22 protein-coding genes are annotated in these 21392 nt (G+C 72.7%); 7 read left to right on the top strand and 15 right to left on the bottom strand.

Annotation, left to right across the window (positions count from 1 at the left end):
• Positions 1 to 10 precede the first annotated feature (10 nt).
• From kynU to ABZ693_RS05735, 3 genes are all read right to left on the bottom strand, one after another.
• Positions 11 to 1291, bottom strand: a complete 1281-nt coding sequence (gene kynU / locus ABZ693_RS05745) for a kynureninase (protein ID WP_359873739.1) — start codon at positions 1289 to 1291, stop codon at positions 11 to 13.
• Positions 1284 to 2150 (bottom strand): tryptophan 2,3-dioxygenase, encoded by an 867-nt coding sequence (locus ABZ693_RS05740; RefSeq protein ID WP_359873737.1) that lies wholly within the window; start codon positions 2148 to 2150, stop codon positions 1284 to 1286. The genes kynU and ABZ693_RS05740 overlap by 8 nt, the downstream gene beginning before the upstream one ends.
• 127 nt (positions 2151 to 2277) lie before the next feature.
• Entirely contained in the window at positions 2278 to 3084 is an 807-nt protein-coding gene (locus tag ABZ693_RS05735; RefSeq protein ID WP_359873735.1) for a DUF3152 domain-containing protein, read from the bottom strand.
• Between the two features lie 352 nt (positions 3085 to 3436).
• Here ABZ693_RS05735 and ABZ693_RS05730 point away from each other — a divergent pair, with 352 nt between their 5' ends.
• Complete coding sequence (locus ABZ693_RS05730; RefSeq protein ID WP_359873733.1) at positions 3437 to 3871, top strand: DUF3151 domain-containing protein; 435 nt, start codon at positions 3437 to 3439, stop codon at positions 3869 to 3871.
• Between the two features lie 55 nt (positions 3872 to 3926).
• Here the strand turns inward: ABZ693_RS05730 and ABZ693_RS05725 are convergent, their stop codons facing one another.
• The 9 genes from ABZ693_RS05725 to ABZ693_RS05685 form a co-directional block, all read right to left on the bottom strand.
• Positions 3927 to 5462, bottom strand: a complete 1536-nt coding sequence (locus ABZ693_RS05725; protein ID WP_359873731.1) for an MFS transporter — start codon at positions 5460 to 5462, stop codon at positions 3927 to 3929.
• 90 nt (positions 5463 to 5552) lie between these two features.
• Positions 5553 to 6728: a MalY/PatB family protein gene (locus tag ABZ693_RS05720; protein WP_435842352.1), complete on the bottom strand. Its 1176-nt coding sequence runs from the start codon at positions 6726 to 6728 to the stop codon at positions 5553 to 5555.
• Positions 6729 to 6859: 131 nt separating this feature from the next.
• Positions 6860 to 7882 (bottom strand): class II fructose-bisphosphate aldolase, encoded by a 1023-nt coding sequence (fbaA, locus tag ABZ693_RS05715; protein WP_359873727.1) that lies wholly within the window; start codon positions 7880 to 7882, stop codon positions 6860 to 6862.
• Between the two features lie 240 nt (positions 7883 to 8122).
• On the bottom strand, positions 8123 to 8671 hold the full coding sequence (gene pyrE, locus ABZ693_RS05710) for an orotate phosphoribosyltransferase (protein ID WP_359873725.1): 549 nt from the start codon (positions 8669 to 8671) through the stop codon (positions 8123 to 8125).
• 58 nt (positions 8672 to 8729) lie between these two features.
• Positions 8730 to 9524: an aldose epimerase family protein gene (locus ABZ693_RS05705; protein WP_359873723.1), complete on the bottom strand. Its 795-nt coding sequence runs from the start codon at positions 9522 to 9524 to the stop codon at positions 8730 to 8732.
• A 93-nt stretch (positions 9525 to 9617) separates the two neighbouring features.
• Complete coding sequence (locus ABZ693_RS05700) at positions 9618 to 10652, bottom strand: SRPBCC family protein (protein ID WP_359873721.1); 1035 nt, start codon at positions 10650 to 10652, stop codon at positions 9618 to 9620.
• Between the two features lie 93 nt (positions 10653 to 10745).
• Positions 10746 to 12593: a spermine/spermidine synthase domain-containing protein gene (locus tag ABZ693_RS05695; RefSeq protein ID WP_359873719.1), complete on the bottom strand. Its 1848-nt coding sequence runs from the start codon at positions 12591 to 12593 to the stop codon at positions 10746 to 10748.
• 74 nt (positions 12594 to 12667) lie between these two features.
• Positions 12668 to 13186, bottom strand: a complete 519-nt coding sequence (locus tag ABZ693_RS05690) for a DUF2617 family protein (RefSeq protein WP_359873717.1) — start codon at positions 13184 to 13186, stop codon at positions 12668 to 12670.
• A gap of 354 nt (positions 13187 to 13540) precedes the next feature.
• Positions 13541 to 13807 (bottom strand): hypothetical protein, encoded by a 267-nt coding sequence (locus ABZ693_RS05685; protein WP_359873715.1) that lies wholly within the window; start codon positions 13805 to 13807, stop codon positions 13541 to 13543.
• A 122-nt stretch (positions 13808 to 13929) separates the two neighbouring features.
• Here ABZ693_RS05685 and ABZ693_RS05680 point away from each other — a divergent pair, with 122 nt between their 5' ends.
• Both ABZ693_RS05680 and ABZ693_RS05675 read left to right on the top strand, forming a co-directional pair.
• On the top strand, positions 13930 to 15105 hold the full coding sequence (locus tag ABZ693_RS05680) for a pyridoxal phosphate-dependent aminotransferase (protein WP_359873713.1): 1176 nt from the start codon (positions 13930 to 13932) through the stop codon (positions 15103 to 15105).
• A 413-nt stretch (positions 15106 to 15518) separates the two neighbouring features.
• Positions 15519 to 16088, top strand: coding sequence for a VOC family protein (locus ABZ693_RS05675; protein WP_359873710.1), 570 nt, complete (start codon positions 15519 to 15521; stop codon positions 16086 to 16088).
• Between the two features lie 50 nt (positions 16089 to 16138).
• Here the strand turns inward: ABZ693_RS05675 and ABZ693_RS05670 are convergent, their stop codons facing one another.
• Both ABZ693_RS05670 and ABZ693_RS05665 read right to left on the bottom strand, forming a co-directional pair.
• Complete coding sequence (locus ABZ693_RS05670) at positions 16139 to 17095, bottom strand: helix-turn-helix domain-containing protein (protein ID WP_359873708.1); 957 nt, start codon at positions 17093 to 17095, stop codon at positions 16139 to 16141.
• A 206-nt stretch (positions 17096 to 17301) separates the two neighbouring features.
• Positions 17302 to 17493 (bottom strand): DUF6342 family protein, encoded by a 192-nt coding sequence (locus ABZ693_RS05665; protein ID WP_359873706.1) that lies wholly within the window; start codon positions 17491 to 17493, stop codon positions 17302 to 17304.
• A 118-nt stretch (positions 17494 to 17611) separates the two neighbouring features.
• Between ABZ693_RS05665 and ABZ693_RS05660 the strand changes: the two genes are divergently transcribed.
• From ABZ693_RS05660 to ABZ693_RS05650, 3 genes are all read left to right on the top strand, one after another.
• Positions 17612 to 17869: a type II toxin-antitoxin system Phd/YefM family antitoxin gene (locus tag ABZ693_RS05660; RefSeq protein WP_359873704.1), complete on the top strand. Its 258-nt coding sequence runs from the start codon at positions 17612 to 17614 to the stop codon at positions 17867 to 17869.
• Positions 17870 to 17878: 9 nt separating this feature from the next.
• Positions 17879 to 18139, top strand: a complete 261-nt coding sequence (locus tag ABZ693_RS05655) for a Txe/YoeB family addiction module toxin (RefSeq protein ID WP_359873702.1) — start codon at positions 17879 to 17881, stop codon at positions 18137 to 18139.
• A 150-nt stretch (positions 18140 to 18289) separates the two neighbouring features.
• Positions 18290 to 20062 (top strand): NlpC/P60 family protein, encoded by a 1773-nt coding sequence (locus tag ABZ693_RS05650; RefSeq protein ID WP_359873700.1) that lies wholly within the window; start codon positions 18290 to 18292, stop codon positions 20060 to 20062.
• Positions 20063 to 20196: 134 nt separating this feature from the next.
• Here ABZ693_RS05650 and ABZ693_RS05645 read toward each other — a convergent pair whose 3' ends face one another.
• Positions 20197 to 20745: a type III secretion system chaperone family protein gene (locus tag ABZ693_RS05645; protein ID WP_359873698.1), complete on the bottom strand. Its 549-nt coding sequence runs from the start codon at positions 20743 to 20745 to the stop codon at positions 20197 to 20199.
• A 103-nt stretch (positions 20746 to 20848) separates the two neighbouring features.
• Between ABZ693_RS05645 and ABZ693_RS05640 the strand changes: the two genes are divergently transcribed.
• Positions 20849 to 21379, top strand: a complete 531-nt coding sequence (locus ABZ693_RS05640; RefSeq protein WP_359873696.1) for a hypothetical protein — start codon at positions 20849 to 20851, stop codon at positions 21377 to 21379.
• The last annotated feature ends 13 nt before the right edge of the window (positions 21380 to 21392 follow it).

Raw genomic sequence — 21392 nt, 5'->3', positions numbered from 1 at the left:
AGGAATCGGACTATGCCGCAGGAATATCCCGAAGTACCTCGCCGAGCACCCGCGCCGCGCGCTCCACGTCCGCGAATCCCACGTACAGCGGCGTGAATCCGAACCGCAGGACGTCGGGGCGGCGCAGATCGCCCACCACCCCGCGCCGGATCAGCTCGTCCATGACGGCGGGCGCCTCGGCGCAGCGCAGCGCGACCTGGCTGCCGCGCTCCTCGTGCGCCTCGGGGGTCGCCGACGCGACCCGGCCGACGGGGGCGTAGGCCCGTACGCACTCCAGGAAGAAGTCCGTCAGGGCCAGGGACTTGGCCCGTACGTCCTCGATCCGCACCCCGTCCCACACGTCCAGGGCGGCCTCCAGGGCCAGCATGGACAGGATGTCGGGGGTGCCGACGCGGCCACGCACCGCGCCCTCGGCCGCCTCGTAGGCGGGGGTCATGCCGAACGGGTCGGCGTGCGAGTTCCAGCCCGGCAGCGGCGAGTCGAACCGGTCCTGGTGGCGCTCGGCGACGTACAGGTACGCGGGCGAACCGGGGCCGCCGTTCAGGTACTTGTACGTGCAGCCGACCGCGAGGTCCACACCGTGCTCGTCGAGGCCGACCGGCAGCGCGCCCGCGCTGTGGCACAGGTCCCAGACGGCGAGCGCGCCCGCCGCGTGCAGCGCGGCGGTCAGACCGGGCAGGTCGCGGAGCCGGCCGCTGCGGTAGTCGACGTGGTTGACCAGCGCGAGGGCGGTCCGCTCGGACACGGCGGCAGGGATCTCGTCCGGGTCGAGGAACGTGATCCGGTGGCCGGTGAGACGGGCGGCGGACTCGGCGATGTAGCCGTCCGTCGGGAACGTCGTCGCGTCGGCCAGGATCTCGTCCCGGCCCTCGCCGGCCAGGCGGGTGCCCGCGACGACGGCCTTGAAGACGTTCACGCTGGTCGAGTCGCCGACCACGATCCGGCCCTCGCCGGCGCCGACGATCGGGGCGATCCGGTCGCCGATCCGCTCCGGCGCGGTCCACCAGCCCGACTCGCCCCAGGAACGGATGCGCAGGTCGCCCCACTGGCGGGCGACGACGTCGGCCACCCGGGCGGGGACGTGCGCGGGCAGCGCGCCGAGCGAGTTGCCGTCGAGGTAGACGGTGTCGTCGAGGACGAACTTCTCGCGGTGCTTGGCGAGTTCGTCGGCCGCGTCAAGCCCGGCGGCCTTCTCTTCAAGCGAGGAAGGGGAATCGAGGAGCCCCGAAGTCCCGGACGTTCCGCCGGTCTCGGGGATGTCGGTGGTCTCGGTCGTCCTGGTCTCAGACATGACTGCGCGCCGTCCACAACTCGGGGAACACATTCTTCTGCGCCCGCTTTTCGAGCCAGGCTACGCCCGCCGAGCCGCCGGTCCCGGTCTTCGCGCCCATGGCACGCCGGGTGGCCACCAGGTGGTCGTTGCGCCAGCGCCAGACGAGTTCGGCGACGTCGCTCAACGCCTCGCCGAGGCGGACGAGTTCGGCGTTCTGGTCGGGGTCGGCGTAGATGCCGGCCCAGACCCGCTCGACCTCGGCGGACGGCTCGTAGCGCTGCGCCGGGTCGCGCTCCAGGACCTCGGCGGGCACCGGCAGGCCGCGCCGGGCGAGCAGCCGCAGCGTCTCGTCGTACAGGCTCGGTTCCTGGATGGCCTTCTCCAGCTCGGCGTGCACGCGCGGGGCGCCGCGGTGCGGCACCAGCATGGACGCCGACTTCTCGCCGAGCAGGAACTCCATGCGCCGGTACATCGCCGACTGGAAGCCGGAGCCCTCGCCGAGCGCGCCGCGGTAGGAGTTGAACTGGGCGGGGGTGAGGTGGGCGAGCGGCCGCCAGGAGTGGTTCAGCGCCTCCAGTTCGCGTACGGAGCGCTTCAGCGCGTCCATCGCGACGGGGACGTCGTCGCCGCGCAGAGCGCGGCTCGCGGTCTCCCACTCGTGCACGATCACGGTGAACCACAGCTCCATGACCTGGGTGGTGACCAGGAAGACCATCTCGCCCGGGTCGTCGGAGCGCAGGTGCTGGAGGTGGGTGAGGACGTCGGCCTGGACGTAGTCCTCGTAGGGCGTCGTGCCCGCGAAGTCGAGGTTCGGCGCGTCGGCTGCGGCGACCGCACCGGCTCCGGAGTGATCGGGGGAACCTGGGAAGGCTGACATTTCTGTCTCCTCGATACGAACTACCGGGTAGCGGTCCGCTCCCCTCGTCCGGACCGTCCGTGACGTCCGGCTCGGGAGCCCCGGTCCCCTCAGGAGGCGTGCGTCGTCGCACGTGCTCCCACGCGCATCATGACACGAGCGGACCAGTGATGTAGCTCCCCCCTTCGGTATACGGATACGCGTTCGAGACGCAGCCGTGCAGCCCCTTGATCTGCTGCATCATGACCGGCGCGGGCTTGCCCGGACCCGGGCAGCTCATGTGCGTCCGCAGGCCGATCTCGTGCCCGACCTCGTGGTTGATGATCAGGTGCCGGTACTCGGAGGGCGGGCCCGCGAAGGTCGGCGAGCCGGTCATCCAGCGCTTGAGGTTGACCACGACACCCGAGGTGGTCTCGCAGTTCAGCTCGCCGTGCGTGTCCATGCCGTTGGCGAGGCAGAGCTTGTCGGCGGTGGCGGGCGTGGCGATCCGGATGACGAAGTCGGCGTTCGAGGAGACCAGCTGGAACCGGCCGCGGCCGTGCGCCGCCCAGCCGCGCGGGTGCGCCAGGATCGCCTGGATCTCCTGGGCGGCCTGGTGCGCGGACACGTCGACGCCGTCCTCGACCTGGACGCGGTAGCGGCGCAGGGTGCCCCCGGTGCCGACGACCGCGCCGGACGCCTGGGCCGTGGTGAAGGTGCCGGGGCCGGACAGCGGCACCTCGGTCTTCTTCGGGGGCGGCTTGACCGTCTTCGTCGGCGTGGGCTTCACGGTCTTCGTCGGGGTCGGCTTCGCCGTGGTCTTCTCCGGGGTCGGCGCATCGGTCTCGGGCGCGGTGGTCCGCGTCGCGGCCGCGGCCGTGTCCGTGCGCTGTGACTGGTAGTGGGCGAGCCCGACGCCGCCGCCGAGCGCGACGACGGCCAGGCCGACCACGGACAGCAGCCGGCCGACGCGCACGCGCCCGCCCTTGCGTCCGGCCCGCGCTCCGGCTCGCCGCCCTGCCCCGCTCCCCGCCCTGGCTCCGGCCCTGCCTCCCGCCCTGGCTTCCGTTCCGGCTCTGCGATTTGTGGCGTTCCGTCCTGGTTGACGGCCCCGCCCTCTGGTTCCCACGACGGATTCCCCCCTGACTCGCGGTCCCGGGGATGCTATCCGCCGCTCGAACACGCTCGAACATCCGTCCCCTGTGGGGGAAGGACGGGCTCCGGCGGTGCAGGGTTCCGGCGGACGGCGAGACGGGCGGGGTACGAGGGGCGGGGTGACGTGCTCGTGGCCGGCCCGGGACCCCTCGGCCCGGTGGCAGACTTCCCCCATGACGACCCCTTCGCACAAGAACCTGCTCGGCGGCCCGGACCCCACCCTGCTGCCGGAGAACGCCGAGTACACGGACGCCACCCGGCTGCTGAACGAGGGCTCCGCGACCGCCGCCGACGTGGCCGCCCGGTACCCCACCTTCTCGCTCGCCTGGGCCACGCTGGCCGACGACGCCTACGCGGGCGGACGCGTGATCGAGTCGTACGCGTACGCCCGTACCGGCTACCACCGCGGTCTCGACGCCCTGCGCCGCTCCGGCTGGAAGGGCCACGGCCCGGTGCCGTGGAGCCACGTCCCCAACCGCGGCTTCCTGCGCTGCCTCGCCGCGCTGGCCCGCGCCGCCGGCGACATCGGCGAGACGGACGAGCACGAGCGCTGCTGGCAGTTCCTGAAGGACAGCAGCGACGAGGCGTACACCGAGCTGCACGGCTGAGGACCCTCCCGACCAGCGCTCCCGGGAACGGCCCCGGTCCGGCCGGGCACACCGCTCAGGCCGGGCCCGGGGCCCTTCCCGCCCCCGTCACCTCGCCCGGGTCCAGCGGCGGGGCGCCGACCCCGCAGTGCACCTGGCATTCAGGCCGCAGCTCCGTCTTCGACGGGGTGCGCAGGGTGAACCAGGCGAGCAGCGAGCCCGCCACCAGGACGCCCGCGCAGATCGTCATCGCCCGCCCGAACGCCGCGTCGAACTGGACCGCCGAGCGGTACGCCTCCGGGCCCATGCCCGCGAGCAGCGGCAGCGCGGCCACCGCGATCAGGCCCGCCGCCCGGGCCGCCGCGTTGTTGATGCCGCTGGCCAGGCCCGCCCGGGAGACGTCCACGGAGGCGAGGACGGTCGCCGTCAGCGGCGCCACCAGCGTGACCATGCCCAGGCCGAGGACCAGCAGCGCGGGCAGGACGTCCGTCAGATACGCGGCGTTCGGGCCGACCCGCAGCATCAGCAGCATGCCCGCCGCGCACAGCAGCGGCCCGATCGTCAGCGGCAGCCGGGGCCCGGTCTTCTCGCCCAGCTCGCCGGACTTCGCCGACAGCAGCAGCATCAGGACCGTCGTCGGCAGCAGGGCGGTCCCGGCGCCGAGGGCCGAGTAGCCGGACACGACCTGGAGCTGGAGCGCGGCCAGGAAGAAGAAGCCGCTGAACGCCGCGTACACGCACAGCGTCACCAGGTTGATCGCGGTGAACGTCCGGGAGCGGAAGATCGACGGCGGCACCATCGCGGTCTCGCCGCGCCGCCGCTCCACCAGCACGAACCAGGCGCCGACCAGGATCCCGGCCGCTCCCGCCCACCAGACCCGGGCGATCAGCGCGTACGTCACGAGCGCGAGCGCCGACGCGCCGAGGACCGCGCCGGACACGTCGAACCGGCCGTGCGCGGTCCCGTCGTGGGACTCGGGGACGTGCCGCAGCGCGACGGGCACGCAGATCAGCGCGAGCGGGATGTTCAGGAAGAACACCCAGCGCCAGCCGGGTCCGTCGACCAGCCAGCCGCCGACGAACGGCCCGATCGCCCCGGCCACCCCGCCGAACCCGGACCACAGGCCGACCGCCCGGGCCCGGTCGTCCGCGTGGAAGCTGGCCTGGATCAGCGCGAGCGAGCCCGGCGTGAGCAGCGCCCCGCCGACGCCCTGCAGGGCGCGGGCCGCGATGAGGATGCCGGAGGTCGGGGCGATGCCGCACAGCAGCGAGGCCGCCGCGAACCACACCACCCCGATGACGAACACCCGCCGCCGCCCGTAGCGGTCGCCGAGCGAACCGCCCAGCAGGATCAGGCCGGCGAGGGTGACCATGTAGGCGTTGACGGTCCACTGGAGGGCGGCCAGGTCGGCGCCCAGGGACTCGCCGATGTGGGGCAGGGCGACGTTGACGACGGTGGAGTCGAGCATCGCCATGCCCGAGCCGAGGACCGTGGTGACCACGATCCACCGCCCGGTCCCGGAGGAGAGCCGGACACCGCCCGCGCCGCCGCGGCCGCCCGGGCCCGGCACCGCCCCCGTACCCGCTGCTCCCGCGCCGTCGCCGTTGGCCATGCCTGCATGCTCCCCTGGCGGGCCCGGATTCGCAGCCGGGCGACCGCCTCCCGGACTCGGCCGGGGGCGTTCGCGGAGGGGCCGGGGCCGTCAGCCCCGCAGCCGGTTGGCCGCCCGGACCAGCGCGTCCACGCCCCGCTCGGCCTTGGCCCGCGGGCAGCCGAGGTTCAGACGGACGAAGCCCGGGGTGCCGTACGTGCCGCCCGGCATGATCGCGACCTTCTCCCGGGTCACCAGCTCCTCCTGGAGCGCGGCCTCCCGCTCGGGGCTGTCGATGCCCAGCGGGCGCAGGTCGATCCAGGCCAGGTAGCCGGCCTGCGGCGGGGTCCAGCCCAGCTCGGGCAGCCCGTCGGCGAGGCGCCCCCGGACCAGCTCCATCGTCCCGGCGACGTAGGCGCGCAGCGCGTCCAGCCAGGGCGCGCCGTGCCGGTAGGCGGCAATGTGGGCGGTGAGGGAGAGGACCGCCGGGGAGGCCAGGCCCTCGCCGGTCTCCATCCGCTGGACGAACGCGGCGCGGTCGGCCGGGTCACCGAGGAAGCCGTACGAGCCGGAGAGCGCGGGGAAGTTGAACGCCTTGGTGCCGGAGGTGATCAGCGCCCAGCGCCGGCCCGGACCCGCTGGTGCGATCTCGGTCCACGGCACGTGACGGTGACCGGCACCGGTCATGTCGGCGTGGATCTCGTCGCTGACGACGGCGACGCCGTACCGCTCGGCCAGCCGGGCGAACCCGGTCAGCTCGGCCTTCGTCCACACCCGGCCGGTCGGGTTGTGCGGGGAGCAGAGCAGCAGCATCCGGCTGCCGGGCCGGGCCAGCTCGCGCTCCAGGGCCTCCGGGTCGCCGACCGGGACGCCGCGCAGCTCGCGGCCGAGGCCGGTGACGGCCTTGCGGAAGCCGTCGTAGGTGGGGGTGTGGACGACGATGCCGTCGCCGGGCTCGGTCCACATGCGCAGAAGCTGGGACAGCTGGTTGAGCACGGAGGGCGCGTAGACCATGGCCTCGGGGTCGACGTCGGCGCCGTACCGGGTCGCGTACCAGTCCCGTACCGCCGTGCGGAAGTCCCCGAGCCGCCAGTCGGTGTAGCCGAAGACGCCGTGGCCGACCCGGTCGCGCAGCGCGTCGAGGACGGCGGGCGGGGACGCGAAGTCCATGTCGGAGATGGTGAACGGCAGCAGGTCGGAGACGCCGAAGCGGTCGGCTGTGCCGTCCCACTGGACGGACCAGGTCCCCCGCCGGTCTATCTCCCGGTCGAGATCAAACTCAGACAACTCGGCCACCATGCCTCACTTCCCGTTACGGACCTCAAGGATGACCCGGCCGCCCCGGATACGCCGAGGGCCCGGCACCACCGTGATGGTGCCGGGCCCTCGGACGCGGAGGCGAACCGCCCCCCGCTTCGTCACTTCATCTTGTTGCCGGCCGAGCGCAGCGCGACGCACGCCTCGGTCACGCGCGTGGCCATGCCGGCCTCGGCGAGCTTGCCCCAGGTGCGCGGGTCGTAGGTGGACTTCTTGCCGACCTCGCCGTCGACCTTCAGGACACCGTCGTAGTTCTTGAACATGTGGTCCGCCACCGGACGCGTGAAGGCGTACTGGGTGTCGGTGTCGAGGTTCATCTTCACCACGCCGTTCTCGATGGCGATGGCGATCTCCTCGGCGGTGGAGCCGGAGCCGCCGTGGAAGACGAAGTCGAACGGGGAGGTGGTGCCGAACTTCTCGGCGACGCCCGCCTGGAGATCCTTGAGCAGCTCGGGACGGAGCACGACGTTGCCCGGCTTGTACACGCCGTGGACGTTGCCGAACGAGGCGGCCAGCAGGTAGCGGCCCTTCTCACCCAGGCCGAGGGCCTCGGCGGTGCGGATGGCGTCCTCGACGGAGGTGTACAGCTCGTCGTTGATCTCGTGGGTGACGCCGTCCTCCTCGCCGCCGGTCGGGGTGATCTCGACCTCAAGGATGATCTTGGCGGCGGCGGCGCGGGGCAGCAGCTCCTGGGCGATCGCCAGGTTGTCGGCGAGGGTCTCGGCGGAGCCGTCCCACATGTGCGACTGGAAGAGCGGGTTGCCACCGGCCTTGACGCGCTCCTCGGAGAGGGCGATCAACGGGCGGACGTAGCCGTCGAGCTTGTCCTTGGGGCAGTGGTCGGTGTGCAGCGCGATGTTGACGTCGTACTTCGCGGCGACGATGTGCGCGAACTCGGCCAGGGCGACCGCGCCCGTGACCATGTCCTTCTTGTGCTGGCCGCCCAGGAACTCGGCGCCACCGGTCGAGATCTGGATGATGCCGTCGCTCTCGGCCTCCGCGAAACCGCGCAGGGCGGCGTGCAGGGTCTGGGACGAGGTGACGTTGATGGCCGGGTAGGCGAACTTGCCTGACTTCGCCCGGTCGAGCATCTGGTTGTAGACCTCGGGAGTTGCGATGGGCATGCGTCCGCTCCTTGTGATGTGCGGGTATGTGCGTTGCTGTCCCTGACCTGGGGCGACGTCATCGTCGCCCCTATCCTCGCAGACTCTCGCACCGGGTCCCACGGCCCCCGCATACGCCAAGGGGTGGAGTGTTTCACGTGAAACACTCCACCCCTCGACAAAACAGCAGGTCAGACCCGCTTCACCGGACGCCTGCGGGCCCTGGGGCCCGATGTGCCGGCGTCTCGGCATGCGGTCCGATCAGGCGAGGCCCAGCTCGTCCAGCGCGTACGCGTAGAGGTAGGGGACGCCGGCCGTGGTGCTGATCTTCTCGCCCGCGCCCGTCGCGCGGTCGACGATCGTGGCGACGGCGACGACCTCGGCGCCCGCCGCGCGGGCCGCCTCGACGGCGGTCAGCGGCGAACCACCGGTGGTCGAGGTGTCCTCGACCACCAGGACGCGGCGGCCCTTGATGTCCGGACCCTCGACCTGACGCTGCATACCGTGCGCCTTGGCGGCCTTGCGGACCACGAAGGCGTCCAGGCGCTCGCCGTGCGCGGCGGCGGCGTGCAGCATCGAGGTGGCGACCGGGTCGGCGCCCAGGGTCAGACCGCCGACCGCGTCGAACTCCAGATCCTTGGTCAGCTCGCGCATGACCTGACCGACCAGCGGCGCCGCGGCACCGTCGAGCGTGATCCGGCGAAGGTCCACGTAGTAGTCGGCCTCAAGACCCGAGGAGAGGGTCACCTTGCCGTGCACCACGGCCTTGTCCTTGATCTGCTGGAGCAGCTCAGCACGTACGTCAGTCATGCTCACGAGCTTAGGGCCTGTCTCCTGGGGCCTGCCCGGCGTGCCTCTCGGCAGCCGGTCAGAGCCTCCGCCAGCGCCAGGTCGTCGCGATCTCCAGCGGGTCGATCGGGGTGACGAGACGCGGGTGGGTGTTGAGGCCGTTGGGCGGGCCGGACTGCGGCTCGACGCAGACCGAGTCGGCGGGCTCGTCGTAGACCACCACCCACTCGGCGCGGCTGGTGATCCGCAGCTCCAGCCGCTCCGGCCAGGTGAGGGTGACGTCGACCCCGTCCGGCATGCCGAAGCAGTCGTCCCAGGGGCCGGGGAGCGGGTCGATCCGGCGGCCGGTGGGCAGGTGGTTCGTGCCGCGCTCCTCCTGCCAGGCCGGCTGGAAGCCGATCTCGACGTCCGGGCCGCCGTCCAGCGAGCGGCGGAACCAGGGGTGCCAGCCGGCCTGCGCCGGGAAGGAGTCGTCGGCGGCCTCGACACCGAGCTGGAGGGTGAGCGAGTCCTCGGTCAGCTCCACGGTCTGGGTGACCTTTCCGGCGTACGGCCAGGGGTCCCCGAGTTCGGTGGTGAAGGCGGCCGTGGTGGCCGTCGCCCGCGCCGTCTTCCAGTGCTGGTCGCGGACGGTGCCGTGGATGGCGTGCGGCGCCGCGTGCCCGTGGACGGGCAGCTGGTGGACGGCGGCGCCGTCGCGGAACCGGCCGTTCTCGGTCCGGCCCGCCCAGGGCACCATCACGAAGGAGCCGAAGTGCTCGCCGCTCACCAGCAGTTCGGTGTCCCCGAGGCGCAGGCTCTCGATGCGGCAGCCGTGGTCCGGGTCGATGGTCAGTTCGGCGTCGCCGGCCGTCAGTCGCGTCAGATTGCTCACGCACTGACCCTAGTGCGGCAGCCGGAAAGGTTCACCTGCTCAGCGGCCTTCTCCGCCCCGGCCGCCCCGGCCGCCCCGGCCGGCCCCGCGCGGTCAGCGGCGGCGGCGCAGGGCGCGGTGGACGACGACGGCGGAGGCGACCGCGAGGGCGGCGGCGGGGGCGATCCAGCGCAGGGTCGCGCCGGCGCTGGAGGTCTCGGCGGCGGGCATGGGGGCGTACCGGCCGCGCGGCGGGGCGTGGTCGACCTCCTCGGCGCTGCGGCCGATCATCGTGCGCCGGGCGTGCGCGGCCTCGGCGGGCGGCCGGCCGGCCCGGCCGGCGGTGGCGTCGTCCCGCTTGCCGTTCTTCGGGGCGGCGTCCGCGTCGCGGGGGGATCCGTTCTTCGCCGGGCCGCCGGCCGGGGCGGAGCCGTCGCCGTCCGTGTTCTTCCCGGCGTCGGTGTCGGCGTCCGCGTCCTTGCCGAAGTCCTCGTCGGCGCGGGGGTCCAGGGACGGGGGCGGGACCGGGGTGTCGAAGACCGAGGTGTGGCCGCCCGGTTCCTCCACGCCGTCGTCCACCCCGTCGTCGTCCACCCCGTCGTCGTCCACGGCGGCCTCGTCGTCGGTGGCCTCGTCGTCGGTGGCCTCGCCCGCGGTGGCGCCCGCAGCCACGCCCGCGCCCGTCCCCTCGCCCGTGCCCTCGGCGGCCAGTTCGGCCTCGACGTCCGCGACGGCGGCCAGCGCCTCCGCGAACCGGTCGAGCATCCGGGCCCCGGCCGCGTTCCGGGCCTCCTCGGCGGCGTCGGCGAGCCGTCCGGTCGCGGTGACCGAGCCGGTGAAGCCGAGCGTGGTGCCCCCGGCGAGCGGGCCGAGCGCCACGGTGAGCCCGCAGGTCACGGTGCCCTTGCCGCGGACCTCGGCGCCCTCGCCCTCGACGGCGAACCCGCCGGGCCGCTCGGTGACGTGCCAGGCGCCGCGGTAGGTGATGGTGTTGCCGCCGACCCGGACCTTCAGCCGGCCCGCGAGCGGACCGGCGGCCGCGTCGGCGTCCTGCTGGAACCCCGGGACGCAGCGCGCCAGCCGCGCGGGGTCGGCGAGGGTGGCCCGCAGGACCTCGGCCGGGACCGGAACGAACACCTCATGCTCCATGGGAGCCGAGCCTACTCAGCGCGGCGCCGCCCGTCGCCTGTTCCCCCGCCGCCCACGCCGGGCCGTCACCGGCCTGCCGCCGCCCCGCCCGGCTCAGTAGCGGGGGTGCACGAGCGTGGAGGGCGACAGCCGGCGCGGGGCGCGGGCGCGGGTGCGCTCGGCGCGGGACGCGGCCGTGGCGAGCACGGCCGGGCTGAGCGAACGGGGGCGGGGGACGACCGCGGCGAGTCCGAGTCCGAGGCCGGGGGCCCGGCCGCCGTACGCCGCGAGCAGGAAGCCCCAGTCCTTCGCCGGCCCCGAACCCGACGCCGTGCCCGCCCGCGCGGTCGTGCGTGGGCCGGTGCCCGTGCCGGTTTCGGTGCCGTCACCGTCGCCGGTGCCGGTGCCGGTGTCCATGTCGTACGGCCGGGTGGCGAACCCGGCCGCGCGCAGGCTCGCGTCGACGGTCCAGTACGTGCCGGGCCGGGCGACCGCGGGGCCGGCGTGGGTCACGAGCCGCCCGCCGTCCGCGAGCACCCCGGCGGCGAGTCCGTAGAACTCCTCCGAGTAGAGGGTGGTGCCGTCGGTGGTCGTGGGGTCCGGCAGATCGCAGATCACCACGTCGTACCGCGCCCCGCCGCCCCCGTCCCCGGTCCCGCCCCCGCCCCCGGCGCGCAGCCGGCGGAAGGCGTCCTCGTACGCGACGGTCACCCGGCGGTCCCGGAACGCCCGCCCGTTGAGCGCCGCCAGGTCCGGGTCGGTGCGGGCGAGCCGGACGACGCCGGGGTCGCGTTCGACGACGGTGACGGACCGGACGTCCGGGTAGCGCAGCACCTCGCGGGCGGCGAGCCCGTCGCCGCCGCCGAGGATCAGGACGCGCGCGTGGCGGCCGTTCATCGCCGGGTGCACCAGGGCCTCGTGGTAGCGGTACTCGTCCCGGCCGTCCGCCCACAGCCGCCCGTCCAGGAACAGGTCGGGCGGGCTGCCCCGCCGGCCCGTGACCACCACCTCCTGGAAGTCGGTGCGGACGGCGACCAGGATGCGGTCGCCGTACACGGCCCGGCGCGCGGCCTGTTCGAAGGGGTCGGCCAGGACGGTCGCGGTGCCGAGGAGGGCGAGCACGAAGACGTTGGCCCCGATGAGCAGTTTCCGCGCGCGGGGCGTGAGGTCGTGCCGGAACAGCCACAGCACCAGCCCGCCGCCCGCGAGCGCGTTGACCGCGCCGGTGACCAGCGCGCCGGTGAGCTGCCCGAGCCAGGGCAGCAGCAGGAACGGGAAGGCGAGGCCGCCGGCCAGCGCGCCCACGTAGTCGGCGGCGAACAGGTCGGCGACCGTGCCGGCCGCGTCGTACGGGTCCTTCGGGGGACGCGCCCCGCGGCGTGCCCGCGCACGGGGCGTCAGCGGCCAGCCCCGGCCCGTACGCCGGCGCCGTCCCCGCCGCCCGCCCGGCATCCCGAGGGGCGCGGCCAGGGAGCCCTCGGCCCCCGCTCCCCGTGAGCGGACCGTTTCCGCGCGCTGGATGAGCGACATCAGGAGCGGGATCTCCGCCCCGATGAGCACGCCGATGGCCAGCGAGAACGCGACCAGCACGTACTGCGACGGGCCGAGCCAGGCGAAGGCCGCGTACAGCGCCATCGCCGAGCCGCCGCCGACCAGCGCGAGCCCGGCTTCGAGCATGCCGAAGCCGACGGCGGCGCGGCAGCGCAGCCGCTTGGCGAGCAGCGAACCGATGCCCATCGCGAAGACCATGACGGACAGTACGACGGACGCCTGGGTGACCGAGTCGCCGATCAGGTACGAGGCGAGCGCGACCAGTTCGAGCTCGTAGACCAGGCCGCAGGCGGAGCAGACGAAGACCACCGCGAGGACCGGATATCGCACCGCGCCCGGCCGGACAGGCGGCCGCACCGCCTGTCGGGGTGGCCGGGGCAGGGTCGACAGGGTCACGGGCGGGTCGATCATGCCCGTAACGCTACGTCACGCCACGTGCGCGAACTGTCACCCACACGAGTGCATCTGGGGCGTACGCCCGCGCGTCAGAGCATCGCGGGCATACGCGCCCCGATCCGGGTTCTCGTCACCACCAACCGCCCTTCCTGTGGGTACGCGTGCCAGGTGCGCCAGCGCACCTGGCCTTCGTGGCGCTGCGCGAGCATCGCCGTGAAGGCGTACGGCGAGCCGGGGAAGGTCCCGGCGAGGCCGTGGGGATGGTCGGCGACGAGGGCGAGCAGTTCCTGCGCGCGGCCGGCGAACGAGCCCTGGTTCAGGATCTCGACGCGGGCCGCGAACTCGTATTCCCAGTCGCCCACCCGCTTGGACACGCCGAGCGGCAGCGGGGTGCTGCTGCCCGGCATGCAGGCGACGGTCTCCGAGCAGCAGCGGTCGACCTCCTCCAGGAGCACTTGGTGGGAGGCGCCGAGCAGCCGCAACTGCAGTTTCGCTCCGGCGAGTTCGAGATCGAGTACGGCCAGCGCGGGCAGCGGTTCGCGCCCCAGCGCCCAGGCCAGATCGGCCGCACGCGTATCGGTGTAGGAGGTTTTCAGAATCGTGAGCATGAGTCGGCTCCGCAAACACACTTGGCGAGTGGGCCGGAGGCGTCCCGGCGAAGGTCTTCGACCGGGAGTGGGGATCGCCGGCTCGGTTCCACACACGGTCCGAGGGCTGGATGTTCTCAACAGCGAGGGAACCACGAACCGTGGGCGAGCCACAGCGTTTTTGCCCAACTTGGCGGGGGTTTCCATCCCCCCGGGGGCACCACGGTTCACGTGTTCAAAAGGATTCGATCGCCGGTTCCCACCATGGGGCGGCGGATCCCCCAACGAGGGGGCCACCACCGCCCGTTGTCCACATCGGCCGGCACCTGCCGGCTTCACGCCACACCCGCCGGCGCCTCTCGGCGCCAGGGGTTCCTAGTCGCCGCCCCCGCCACCACCGCAGCCGCCCCCGCACGACGAGGAGGAGGAACTGCAGGACGAGGAGGAGGAACTGCACGACGACGAGGACGATCCGCAGGACGAGGCCGATCCGCAGCCGCCTCCACCGCCGGAGGAGGAGCCCCCGTCGCTCGCCCAGCCGCCCTTGCGCCGGCGCCGCTTCTTCGACCGGCCGCTGAACGCCAGCACGTTGAGGCCGATGATCACGAGCGCGAACATGCCGATGATCAGAACGATTTCCATATCATCCCCCGTACGTCTGTTCCAGCCCTCGTCCTTCCGTGGGCTGTGCGAGGGAGATGCCCGCCCCCGACCCGCCCGAAGCACACTTGAGCAAGTCCAGAGCTTCGCCCCAGGATGACGCCATGACACGGTCACTGCTCAATCGCCGCCTCGCCGAGTTCGGCACCACGATCTTCGCCGAGATGTCCGCGCTCGCCACCCGCACCGGCGCGATCAACCTGGGCCAGGGCTTCCCCGACACCGACGGTCCCGATGAGATCCGCGAGGCCGCGGTCCGCGCCCTGCGCGAGGGACGCGGCAACCAGTACCCGCCCGGCCCCGGCGTCCCCGAGCTCCGCACCGCGATCGCCGACCACCAGCGGCGCCGCTACGGCCTCGCGTACGACCCCGACAGCGAGGTCCTGGTCACCGCCGGCGCCACCGAGGCCATCGCCGCCACGCTGCTCGCGCTGCTCGAACCGGGCGACGAGGTCATCGCCCTGGAGCCGTACTACGACTCCTACGCCGCCTGCATCGCCATGGCCGGCGGCACTCGCGTCCCGGTCACGCTCCGTCCCCGCGAGGGCGCCTTCGGCCTCGACCTCGACGAGCTGCGGGCGGCGGTCACCCGGCGCACCCGGCTGATCCTGCTCAACACCCCGCACAACCCCACCGGCACCGTCCTCGACCGCGCCGAACTGACCGCGATCGCCGAACTCGCCCAGGAGCACGACCTGCTGGTCGTCACCGACGAGGTCTACGAGCACCTCGTCTTCGACGACGCCGAACACCTTCCGATCGCGACCCTGCCCGGCATGCGCGAGCGCACCGTGACCATCGGCTCGGCGGGCAAGACGTACTCCTTCACCGGCTGGAAGGTCGGCTGGGTCACCGCGAGCCCCGAGCTGACGAGCGCGGTGCGCTCGGCCAAGCAGTTCCTCACGTACGTGGCGTCCGGCCCGTTCCAGTACGCCATCGCCGAGGCGCTGCGCCTGCCCGACTCGTACTACGACGAGCTCCGCGCCGGCCTGCGCCGCAAGCGCGACCTGCTCGGCGCCGGCCTGCGGGCGGCCGGGTTCGAGGTCTACCAGCCCCGGGGCACGTACTTCATCACCACCGACATCACGCCCTTCGGCGAGAAGGACGCCTACGCGTTCTGCCGCGCCCTCCCCGAGCGCTGCGGCGTCGTCGCCATCCCCAACTCCGTCTTCTACGACGACCAGACCGCCGGCCGCGGCCAGGTCCGCTTCGCCTTCTGCAAGAAGGACAGCGTGATCGAGGCCGCCACCGAGCGGCTGTCCGGGCTGCGGGCGGGCTGACGGGCCCCTGGGCAAAGTGGATCAGGATTTACGGAGGCCGGGGCCGGGGCGCCGATCAGGAGGCGGCGGGCGGCGTCCCAGGCGGTGTGGAGCGCGCGGGTGACCGCGGGCGAGTCGCTGCCGAGGATGCGGACCCAGGCTCCGCAGTCGTCGGGCAGCACGCTGACGCCGAAGGCCAGGCCGGTCGCCGACAGGGCCTCGTGCAGACCTTGCTCGACCCGGCCTTTGAACATCCCTTGGGGCGATCAAGGCGAAGACCAGACCAGCCGGTCCCCCGCACGTCACCGGGGCGGCGCGCCGCGATTCCGAGCGCCGCGGCGGGGGTCGCGGGCGGGGTGTGGGGCGCACGCCCCACACGCCGGCCGGGAAGGGTCATCTAGGCCGACTACCGACCTACTCGCTCCCTACTGTCCATGCCGACACCGGAGTTCGGCGAGAGGACCGCGATGAGCGAGCAGCAGAAGAACACCGTGCCGGACGGCTACACCGCCGTGGCGCCCTGGGTGGTCACCGAGGACACGGAGGCCCTCTTCGCCTTCGTCACGCGGGCCTTCGAGGGCGAGGAGCTCGCGCTGGTACGGACCGAGGACGGCCGCGTCGGACACGGCGAGATCCGGGTCGGCGACACCGTCCTTCTGGCCTTCGACCGGCACGACGACTGGCCCGCCCTGCCGAGCCTGCTCCGGGTGTTCGTCCCGGACGCGGACGCCGCGTTCGCGCGCGCGGTCGAGGCCGGCGGCCAGGTCGTCACGCCGCTCACGAACAGCGCCTTCGGGCAGCGGGGCGGCCGGATCAAGGACCCGTTCGGCACCATCTGGTGGGTGATGTCCCAGGTCGAGGACGTGCCCGAGGACGAGATGTGGCGGCGCCTGAAGGACCCGGTGTACGCCGAGTCCATGCGCGTGGCCCAGGAGACCCTCGACGCCGAACTCGCCGGCCGCTCCCAGGGCCGCGCCAGCGCGCCGGTCCGGACGACCGACTGACCGACTGACCGGACAGGCCCGCACGCCCCGGCGCCAGGCCGGTTGCCGCGCTACACGGCCATCGAGGCGACCGCCACGGGGCCTTGCCGGGCGGCATCGAGGGCCGTACGGGCGCGGGCGGCGCCCGTGGCGGCGAGAGCCGCGATCGCCGCGAAGGCGCCGGGCGCGGGTTCGCGGACGCCCAGGCCCGCGCACGTACGGCAGATGCCCGGCTCGGGTACGGGGTCGTGGCACTCGGCGCACTCGGCGTACCAGGGCTTCGACGGCTCCGTACGCCCCGGCGACGAGGGCTCCGACGGGGCCTCGGCAGGCGGCATCTTGCGCTCCAGGCGGCTGCGGAGGACGCCCACCGCCGAGTGCACCCGCGCGGGCAGGCCGGGCAGCAGGGCGTACGCCAAGTCGCTGGCGGAGCTGCCGCGTTCGAGCCACTGGGCCACGAGGGGTGCGAGGGCGGCGGCCTCGGCCGCGCCCAGGCGGAGCCGCGGCTCGGGGCGGATCACCCGGTACAGCATCGCGACCGCTTCGCGCGTCTGCGCGTCCGGCTCGGCCTGCTCGTCCGGCTCGGTCTGTTCGGACCGCTCGGCCTGCGGGGCGGCGTGCTCGGCCTGCGCGGCGGGGAGGGAGGGTTCTTTCCGCCCGTCCTTTACGGGAGGGGTGTCACCGGGACCGGCTGTCGCGGCACCGGCGACCGGACGGGTGACGTCCGGTGCCACCAGCTGCGGAGTGTCGTAGACGTGGGTCTGGGTGCGGAACGTCCCGTCGGTCAGCCGGACTTTCTCGACCCGGTAGAAACCGGCCTCGGCCAGCTCCTTCAGCGCCTTGCGGATCGTGCCCCGCCCCTGCGTGCTGCGGTCGGCCATCTGCCTGCCGTCCTCGCGCCAGCCGTCGGGGCGGGAGAGCAGGTCCACGAGAAGGCCGCGGGCCGTGTAGGAAAGCCGCCGATTCTGCAGGACGCAGTTGGGCAGCACCGTGAAATTACGTACGTGATCGGTACGATGGACATGCATCGGGAGCTCTTACTCCTGTTGCCGGGCCCCGGAGTGTTGGCGCACTGCCGGGGTCATCTCTCTTCGATTGTCGTCACGGAACGTACCACACTCACTACGCAGGGGTGGATCGAATGAAGACGGCCGACGGGAGAGGCGGTTCCGCCCTCCCCGCCGGCCGCGGGTGCCCTGCTGTCACGACTGGCCTGAACGGCCAACTCGCTGGATCAGAACCGCAGATCCTTCTGGTCCGTGATCACGCGCCCGGCGATGTAGAGGTCGCCGTTGGAGTCCAGGATCCCGATGATCTTCTTGGTGCTGCCGTGGTGGGTCGTGAAGTAGATCTTGTCCGCCTCCTGCGAGGAGGAGAAGTTCGTGTTCACGGACAGCTCGATGCTCACCGGCGAGCTGATGACCATTTGATCGAACTTGCATGAATCCAGACCGAAAATACCCACACCACCCCACCGGGGGCTTCAGGCGCTTGTCTCACCGCACCGCACTACGTACAATTTCCTGTACGTGAGGAGGTCGATCGTGAAGACCATGACCTATTCCGAGTCGCGCGCACGGTACGCCGAGGTGCTCAACTCCGTCACCGACGATCGCGAGGAGATCGTCATCACCCGAGCCGGACACGAGCCGGTCGTCATTGTCTCCCTTGAGGACTACGAGTCCCTGAAGGAGACGGCGTACCTGCTGCGCAGCCCGGCGAACGCCCGACGCCTGCTCGCATCCATCGACGAGCTGGAAAATGGCGGCGGCACCGTGCGCGAGCTGGCGACGGACGACTGAAGGCCCGGGTTGAAGATCACTTTCTCCTCCCGGGCCTGGGAGGACTACCTGTGGTGGCAGCTTCAGGACCGGAAGACCCTGAAGCGCATCAACACACTCATCGCGGATATCACCCGGAACGGCAACGGAGGGATCGGCAAGCCGGAACCGCTCAAGCACGGGTTCCAGGGCTATTGGTCCCGCCGCGTCAACGACGAACATCGGCTGATCTACAAGGTCGTCGCAGACGGTGTCCTGATCGCGCAGTGCCGTTACCACTACGAGAGCTGACACGACTCGAGGCCCGAGCACACACGCACCGCTTCGCCACACCCGCGATGCCGCGCGATCGGCGTACGACAGCCACACCCCTCCCCCTGGGTAGGGTCCCCACGCCCGACCGAAACGATCATCACGTTCCACGCCGTGGGGGTACCGCGCATGTCGACACCGAAGTTCCAACCGAGCCGCAGAGCCGCCCTGTTCGCCCTCGCCGGGACGGCGGCGGGCGGGGCGCTGCCCCTGACCGCCGCACCGGCCGCCGCCGACGCTGTCGTGGAGAGCACACCCGCGGCCCCCGCCGCCCTCGCCGTTCCCGGTCCGGCCGGCCCCGGGGCGCGGCTGCCGATGCTGGTCGACCCCACCGACGCCTGGCACTTCGCCCCGCACCCGGCGGGCGCGCTGACCACCCGTACCGTCCCCGGCGGGCTCGAAGTGTCGGACGGCCGCGGCGTGCTCGCCACGCTCACCACCGGGGCGCGGACGGTGACGCTGCGCGGGCCGAAGCGCTGGTTCACGGAGCAGCCGAAGCCCGTCGACGACCCGTTCTCCCGTACCCCGGCGGCGGGCTGGGGCCAGTCGCCCGGCGGCGGCACCTGGTCGCACCACAACGGCACCACCGCCGACTACTTCGTGGAGGACGGCCGGGCGGCCCTCACCCTCGTCCCCAACGCGAGTCGCTTCTCCCTGCTGCCCGACCGCGCCCTCGGCGACGTGTCCGCCGCCGCGCGGTTCTCCTTCGACCGGCTGCCGGCCGGCGGGCCCGCCTCGCTCGGCCTGGTCTTCGCCGCCCAGGACGTGAACAACCACTACCGCGCCCGCCTGATCGTCACGCCCTCCGGCGACGTCCAGCTCGTCCTGGAGAAGGAACTGAAGGACGCCGTGACGACGCTGAGCGCCGCCGTCACCGTCGGCACCGGCTTCGCCGCCTTCGACCACTGGTGGGTCCGCGTCGAGAAGACCGGCGACCTGCTGCGCGCCCGCGCCTGGAAGCACGGCACCGGCGTCGAGGAGCCCACCGCCACCTGGCAGCACAGCGTGTACGACCCCGAGAAGGACCCCGCCCTGGTCTTCCGGACCGGCGCCGTCGGCGTGCGCGGGCTCGCCTCCCTGAACGCCACCGTGGCCCCGCAGGCCCGCGTCTACGACTTCCGGATCGACGCGGCCACCTGGCCCGACGCGCCCCTGATCGGCCACGACACCTGGGTACGGGTCCTCCCCGAGCCCTTCTCCGGCGACTGGACCCCCGAGACCGAGCAGCGGATCCGCGCCTGGGCGGGCGACACCTCGCCGGACGTCCTCGCGTACTCCTGCATGTACCGGCCCCACGCCCCCACCGTCACCGACCCCGCCCTCCAGGGCGCGCGGGTCCTCGGCGAGTCCGGCTACAGCAAGCCGGACCCGGTGACCGGGCTGCGGACGGTCGGCGCCGACTTCCACGAGTACATGGGGCTCGACTGGACCTTCGAGGCGAGCGGCGAGACCCGGGCCGCGCGGCCGGAGTTCCTGGGGCAGCTCGACTGCTCGGGCTTCGTCCGGATGGTCTACGGCCACCACATGGGCATACCGATGGTCCGCTCCCGGCAGTTCGACGGCCGCACCCTGCCGCGCGAGTCGAAGGACATCGCCGCCTCCGGGCCCGGTGTGAAGATCGCCGAGGGCGCCACCGGCCAGGTGCCGCCGCTGGACGGGCTGCGCATCGGCGACACCGTCTTCTTCGACACCGACGAGGACTCCGACCTGGGCGGCCACATCGGCATCCACCTGGGGCCCGACCAGTACGGGAAGCTGCGCTTCGTCTCCAGCCGCAAGACGCCGAACGGGCCGACCATCGCCGACGTCGGCGGCAAGTCGATCCTCAACGGCGCGCCGAAGACCCCGACGAGCAACGGCGACCTGTACACGAACACGCTGCGGGTGATCCGCCGCTTCTGACCCGCCGCTCTCGATACGGCATATGCCGAATATGCCGAATATGCCGAGAGCCCGGCCGGAACACCGCGATCACCAGATCACGGGCCCGGCCGGGCTCTCGTACGCGCGCGAGGCACGCGAGACGCGCGGGACGACTACTCGGAGTCGGCCTCGCCGTCGGCGTCCGACTCCTTGTCCTCCGGGGAGGCCAGGCCGAACTGCTCGACGATCCACTTGTCGAACTCGATCGACGCGCGGACCCAGCTCACGGTCGAGGAGACGAAGTGCTCCAGGGCGACGCCGGTGCCGATCAGCATCTGCGCCTCGCCGATGAGGCGGAGGGTGGCGGAACCGTCCTCCTCCTCGTGGAGGTGGGTGTAGACCTTGGGCCACAGGGTGCGGCGGTTCCAGTCGTCGATCGCGTCGAGGATCTTGGCGCGGTCGTCCGCGGCGTGCGGCCGGTCGTAGAACGTCCGGACCGAGAAGACCTGCTGCTCGGCCTCGCCACGGAACATGAAGTAGGTGCGGAAGTCCTCCCACGGCGCCGCGAGGTCACCCTCGTCGTCGACGACGTACTTCAGCTCCATCTGCTCGAGGAGCTGCTTGACCAGGTCCTGGTCGGGAACGACGGGGCCCGCCGGTCCTCCGGCCTGCGGCTGGGGCTGGGCCCCGAAATTAGGAATCGAGGACGGGTCGATGCTCACCGGGTTCTTCCCTTCGTACGGATGCCGCCATCCTCCCCCATGGCAGGCGGTCGCTGGCAAGTCCCCACGGCGCGATCCGCTGCGGGCTGACATGATCTCGCCCGTGGGGGAGAAGAAGAGCACCCGTCCGACCCATACGTCCGGTCCCTCCCGGCGGCGCCGGGGGCCCGGGTGGAGCCGTCGGACGTGGATCCGGATCACGGTCTCGGCCGTCGGGACGGTCGTGCTCGGCGTGCCGGTGGCCTTTGTGGTGTGGTTCATGTTCGTCTGGGACGGCCCGGGCGGATCCGAGCCGACCGACTGCGCGCAGGCGATGGACTGGGCCGGAGCCACGCTGCCGAAGACCTCCCGGGACGCCCGCTGCACCGAGGCGAGCTGGATGGACGTCTACGACCACATCGCATTCCGGATGCCCGCGAACGAAGCCGCGGGCTGGGTGGCCGGGACCTGGCCGGCCGGCGAGGCCGAGACCCGGTTCCGCGACCCGGGCGACGACTTCTGCGTCCACCTGGAGTCGGACGAAGGGCAGATCGCCGCGTACGACGGCCCTGGAGCACCGGCCGGCGTGGATGTCTCCGTACGGTACGAGGGCGGGGACACCGCCCTCGTCACCGTCACGGCCTTCACCACCTGACCCGGCGAGGTCC

Source organism: Streptomyces laurentii, from assembly GCF_040635425.1.
Taxonomy (GTDB): Bacteria; Actinomycetota; Actinomycetes; order Streptomycetales; family Streptomycetaceae; genus Streptomyces; species Streptomyces laurentii.
This window is presented reverse-complemented; position numbering and strand designations above follow the sequence as displayed.

Excerpts from the sequence above, each read along its gene's own strand:
- ABZ693_RS05670 (WP_359873708.1), bottom strand. The coding sequence starts at position 17,095 with ATGCATGTCCATCGTACCGATCACGTACGTAATTTCACGGTGCTGCCC.
- ABZ693_RS05690 (WP_359873717.1), bottom strand. The coding sequence starts at position 13,186 with ATGCTCACGATTCTGAAAACCTCCTACACCGATACGCGTGCGGCCGAT.
- ABZ693_RS05730 (WP_359873733.1), top strand. The coding sequence starts at position 3,437 with ATGACGACCCCTTCGCACAAGAACCTGCTCGGCGGCCCGGACCCCACC.
- ABZ693_RS05650 (WP_359873700.1), top strand. The coding sequence starts at position 18,290 with ATGTCGACACCGAAGTTCCAACCGAGCCGCAGAGCCGCCCTGTTCGCC.
- ABZ693_RS05675 (WP_359873710.1), top strand. The coding sequence starts at position 15,519 with ATGCCGACACCGGAGTTCGGCGAGAGGACCGCGATGAGCGAGCAGCAG.
- ABZ693_RS05680 (WP_359873713.1), top strand. The coding sequence starts at position 13,930 with ATGACACGGTCACTGCTCAATCGCCGCCTCGCCGAGTTCGGCACCACG.
- ABZ693_RS05700 (WP_359873721.1), bottom strand. The coding sequence starts at position 10,652 with ATGGAGCATGAGGTGTTCGTTCCGGTCCCGGCCGAGGTCCTGCGGGCC.
- fbaA (WP_359873727.1), bottom strand. The coding sequence starts at position 7,882 with ATGCCCATCGCAACTCCCGAGGTCTACAACCAGATGCTCGACCGGGCG.
- ABZ693_RS05685 (WP_359873715.1), bottom strand. The coding sequence starts at position 13,807 with ATGGAAATCGTTCTGATCATCGGCATGTTCGCGCTCGTGATCATCGGC.
- kynU (WP_359873739.1), bottom strand. The coding sequence starts at position 1,291 with ATGTCTGAGACCAGGACGACCGAGACCACCGACATCCCCGAGACCGGC.
- pyrE (WP_359873725.1), bottom strand. The coding sequence starts at position 8,671 with ATGACTGACGTACGTGCTGAGCTGCTCCAGCAGATCAAGGACAAGGCC.
- ABZ693_RS05665 (WP_359873706.1), bottom strand. The coding sequence starts at position 17,493 with ATGGTCATCAGCTCGCCGGTGAGCATCGAGCTGTCCGTGAACACGAAC.
- ABZ693_RS05740 (WP_359873737.1), bottom strand. The coding sequence starts at position 2,150 with ATGTCAGCCTTCCCAGGTTCCCCCGATCACTCCGGAGCCGGTGCGGTC.
- ABZ693_RS05725 (WP_359873731.1), bottom strand. The coding sequence starts at position 5,462 with ATGGCCAACGGCGACGGCGCGGGAGCAGCGGGTACGGGGGCGGTGCCG.
- ABZ693_RS05695 (WP_359873719.1), bottom strand. The coding sequence starts at position 12,593 with ATGATCGACCCGCCCGTGACCCTGTCGACCCTGCCCCGGCCACCCCGA.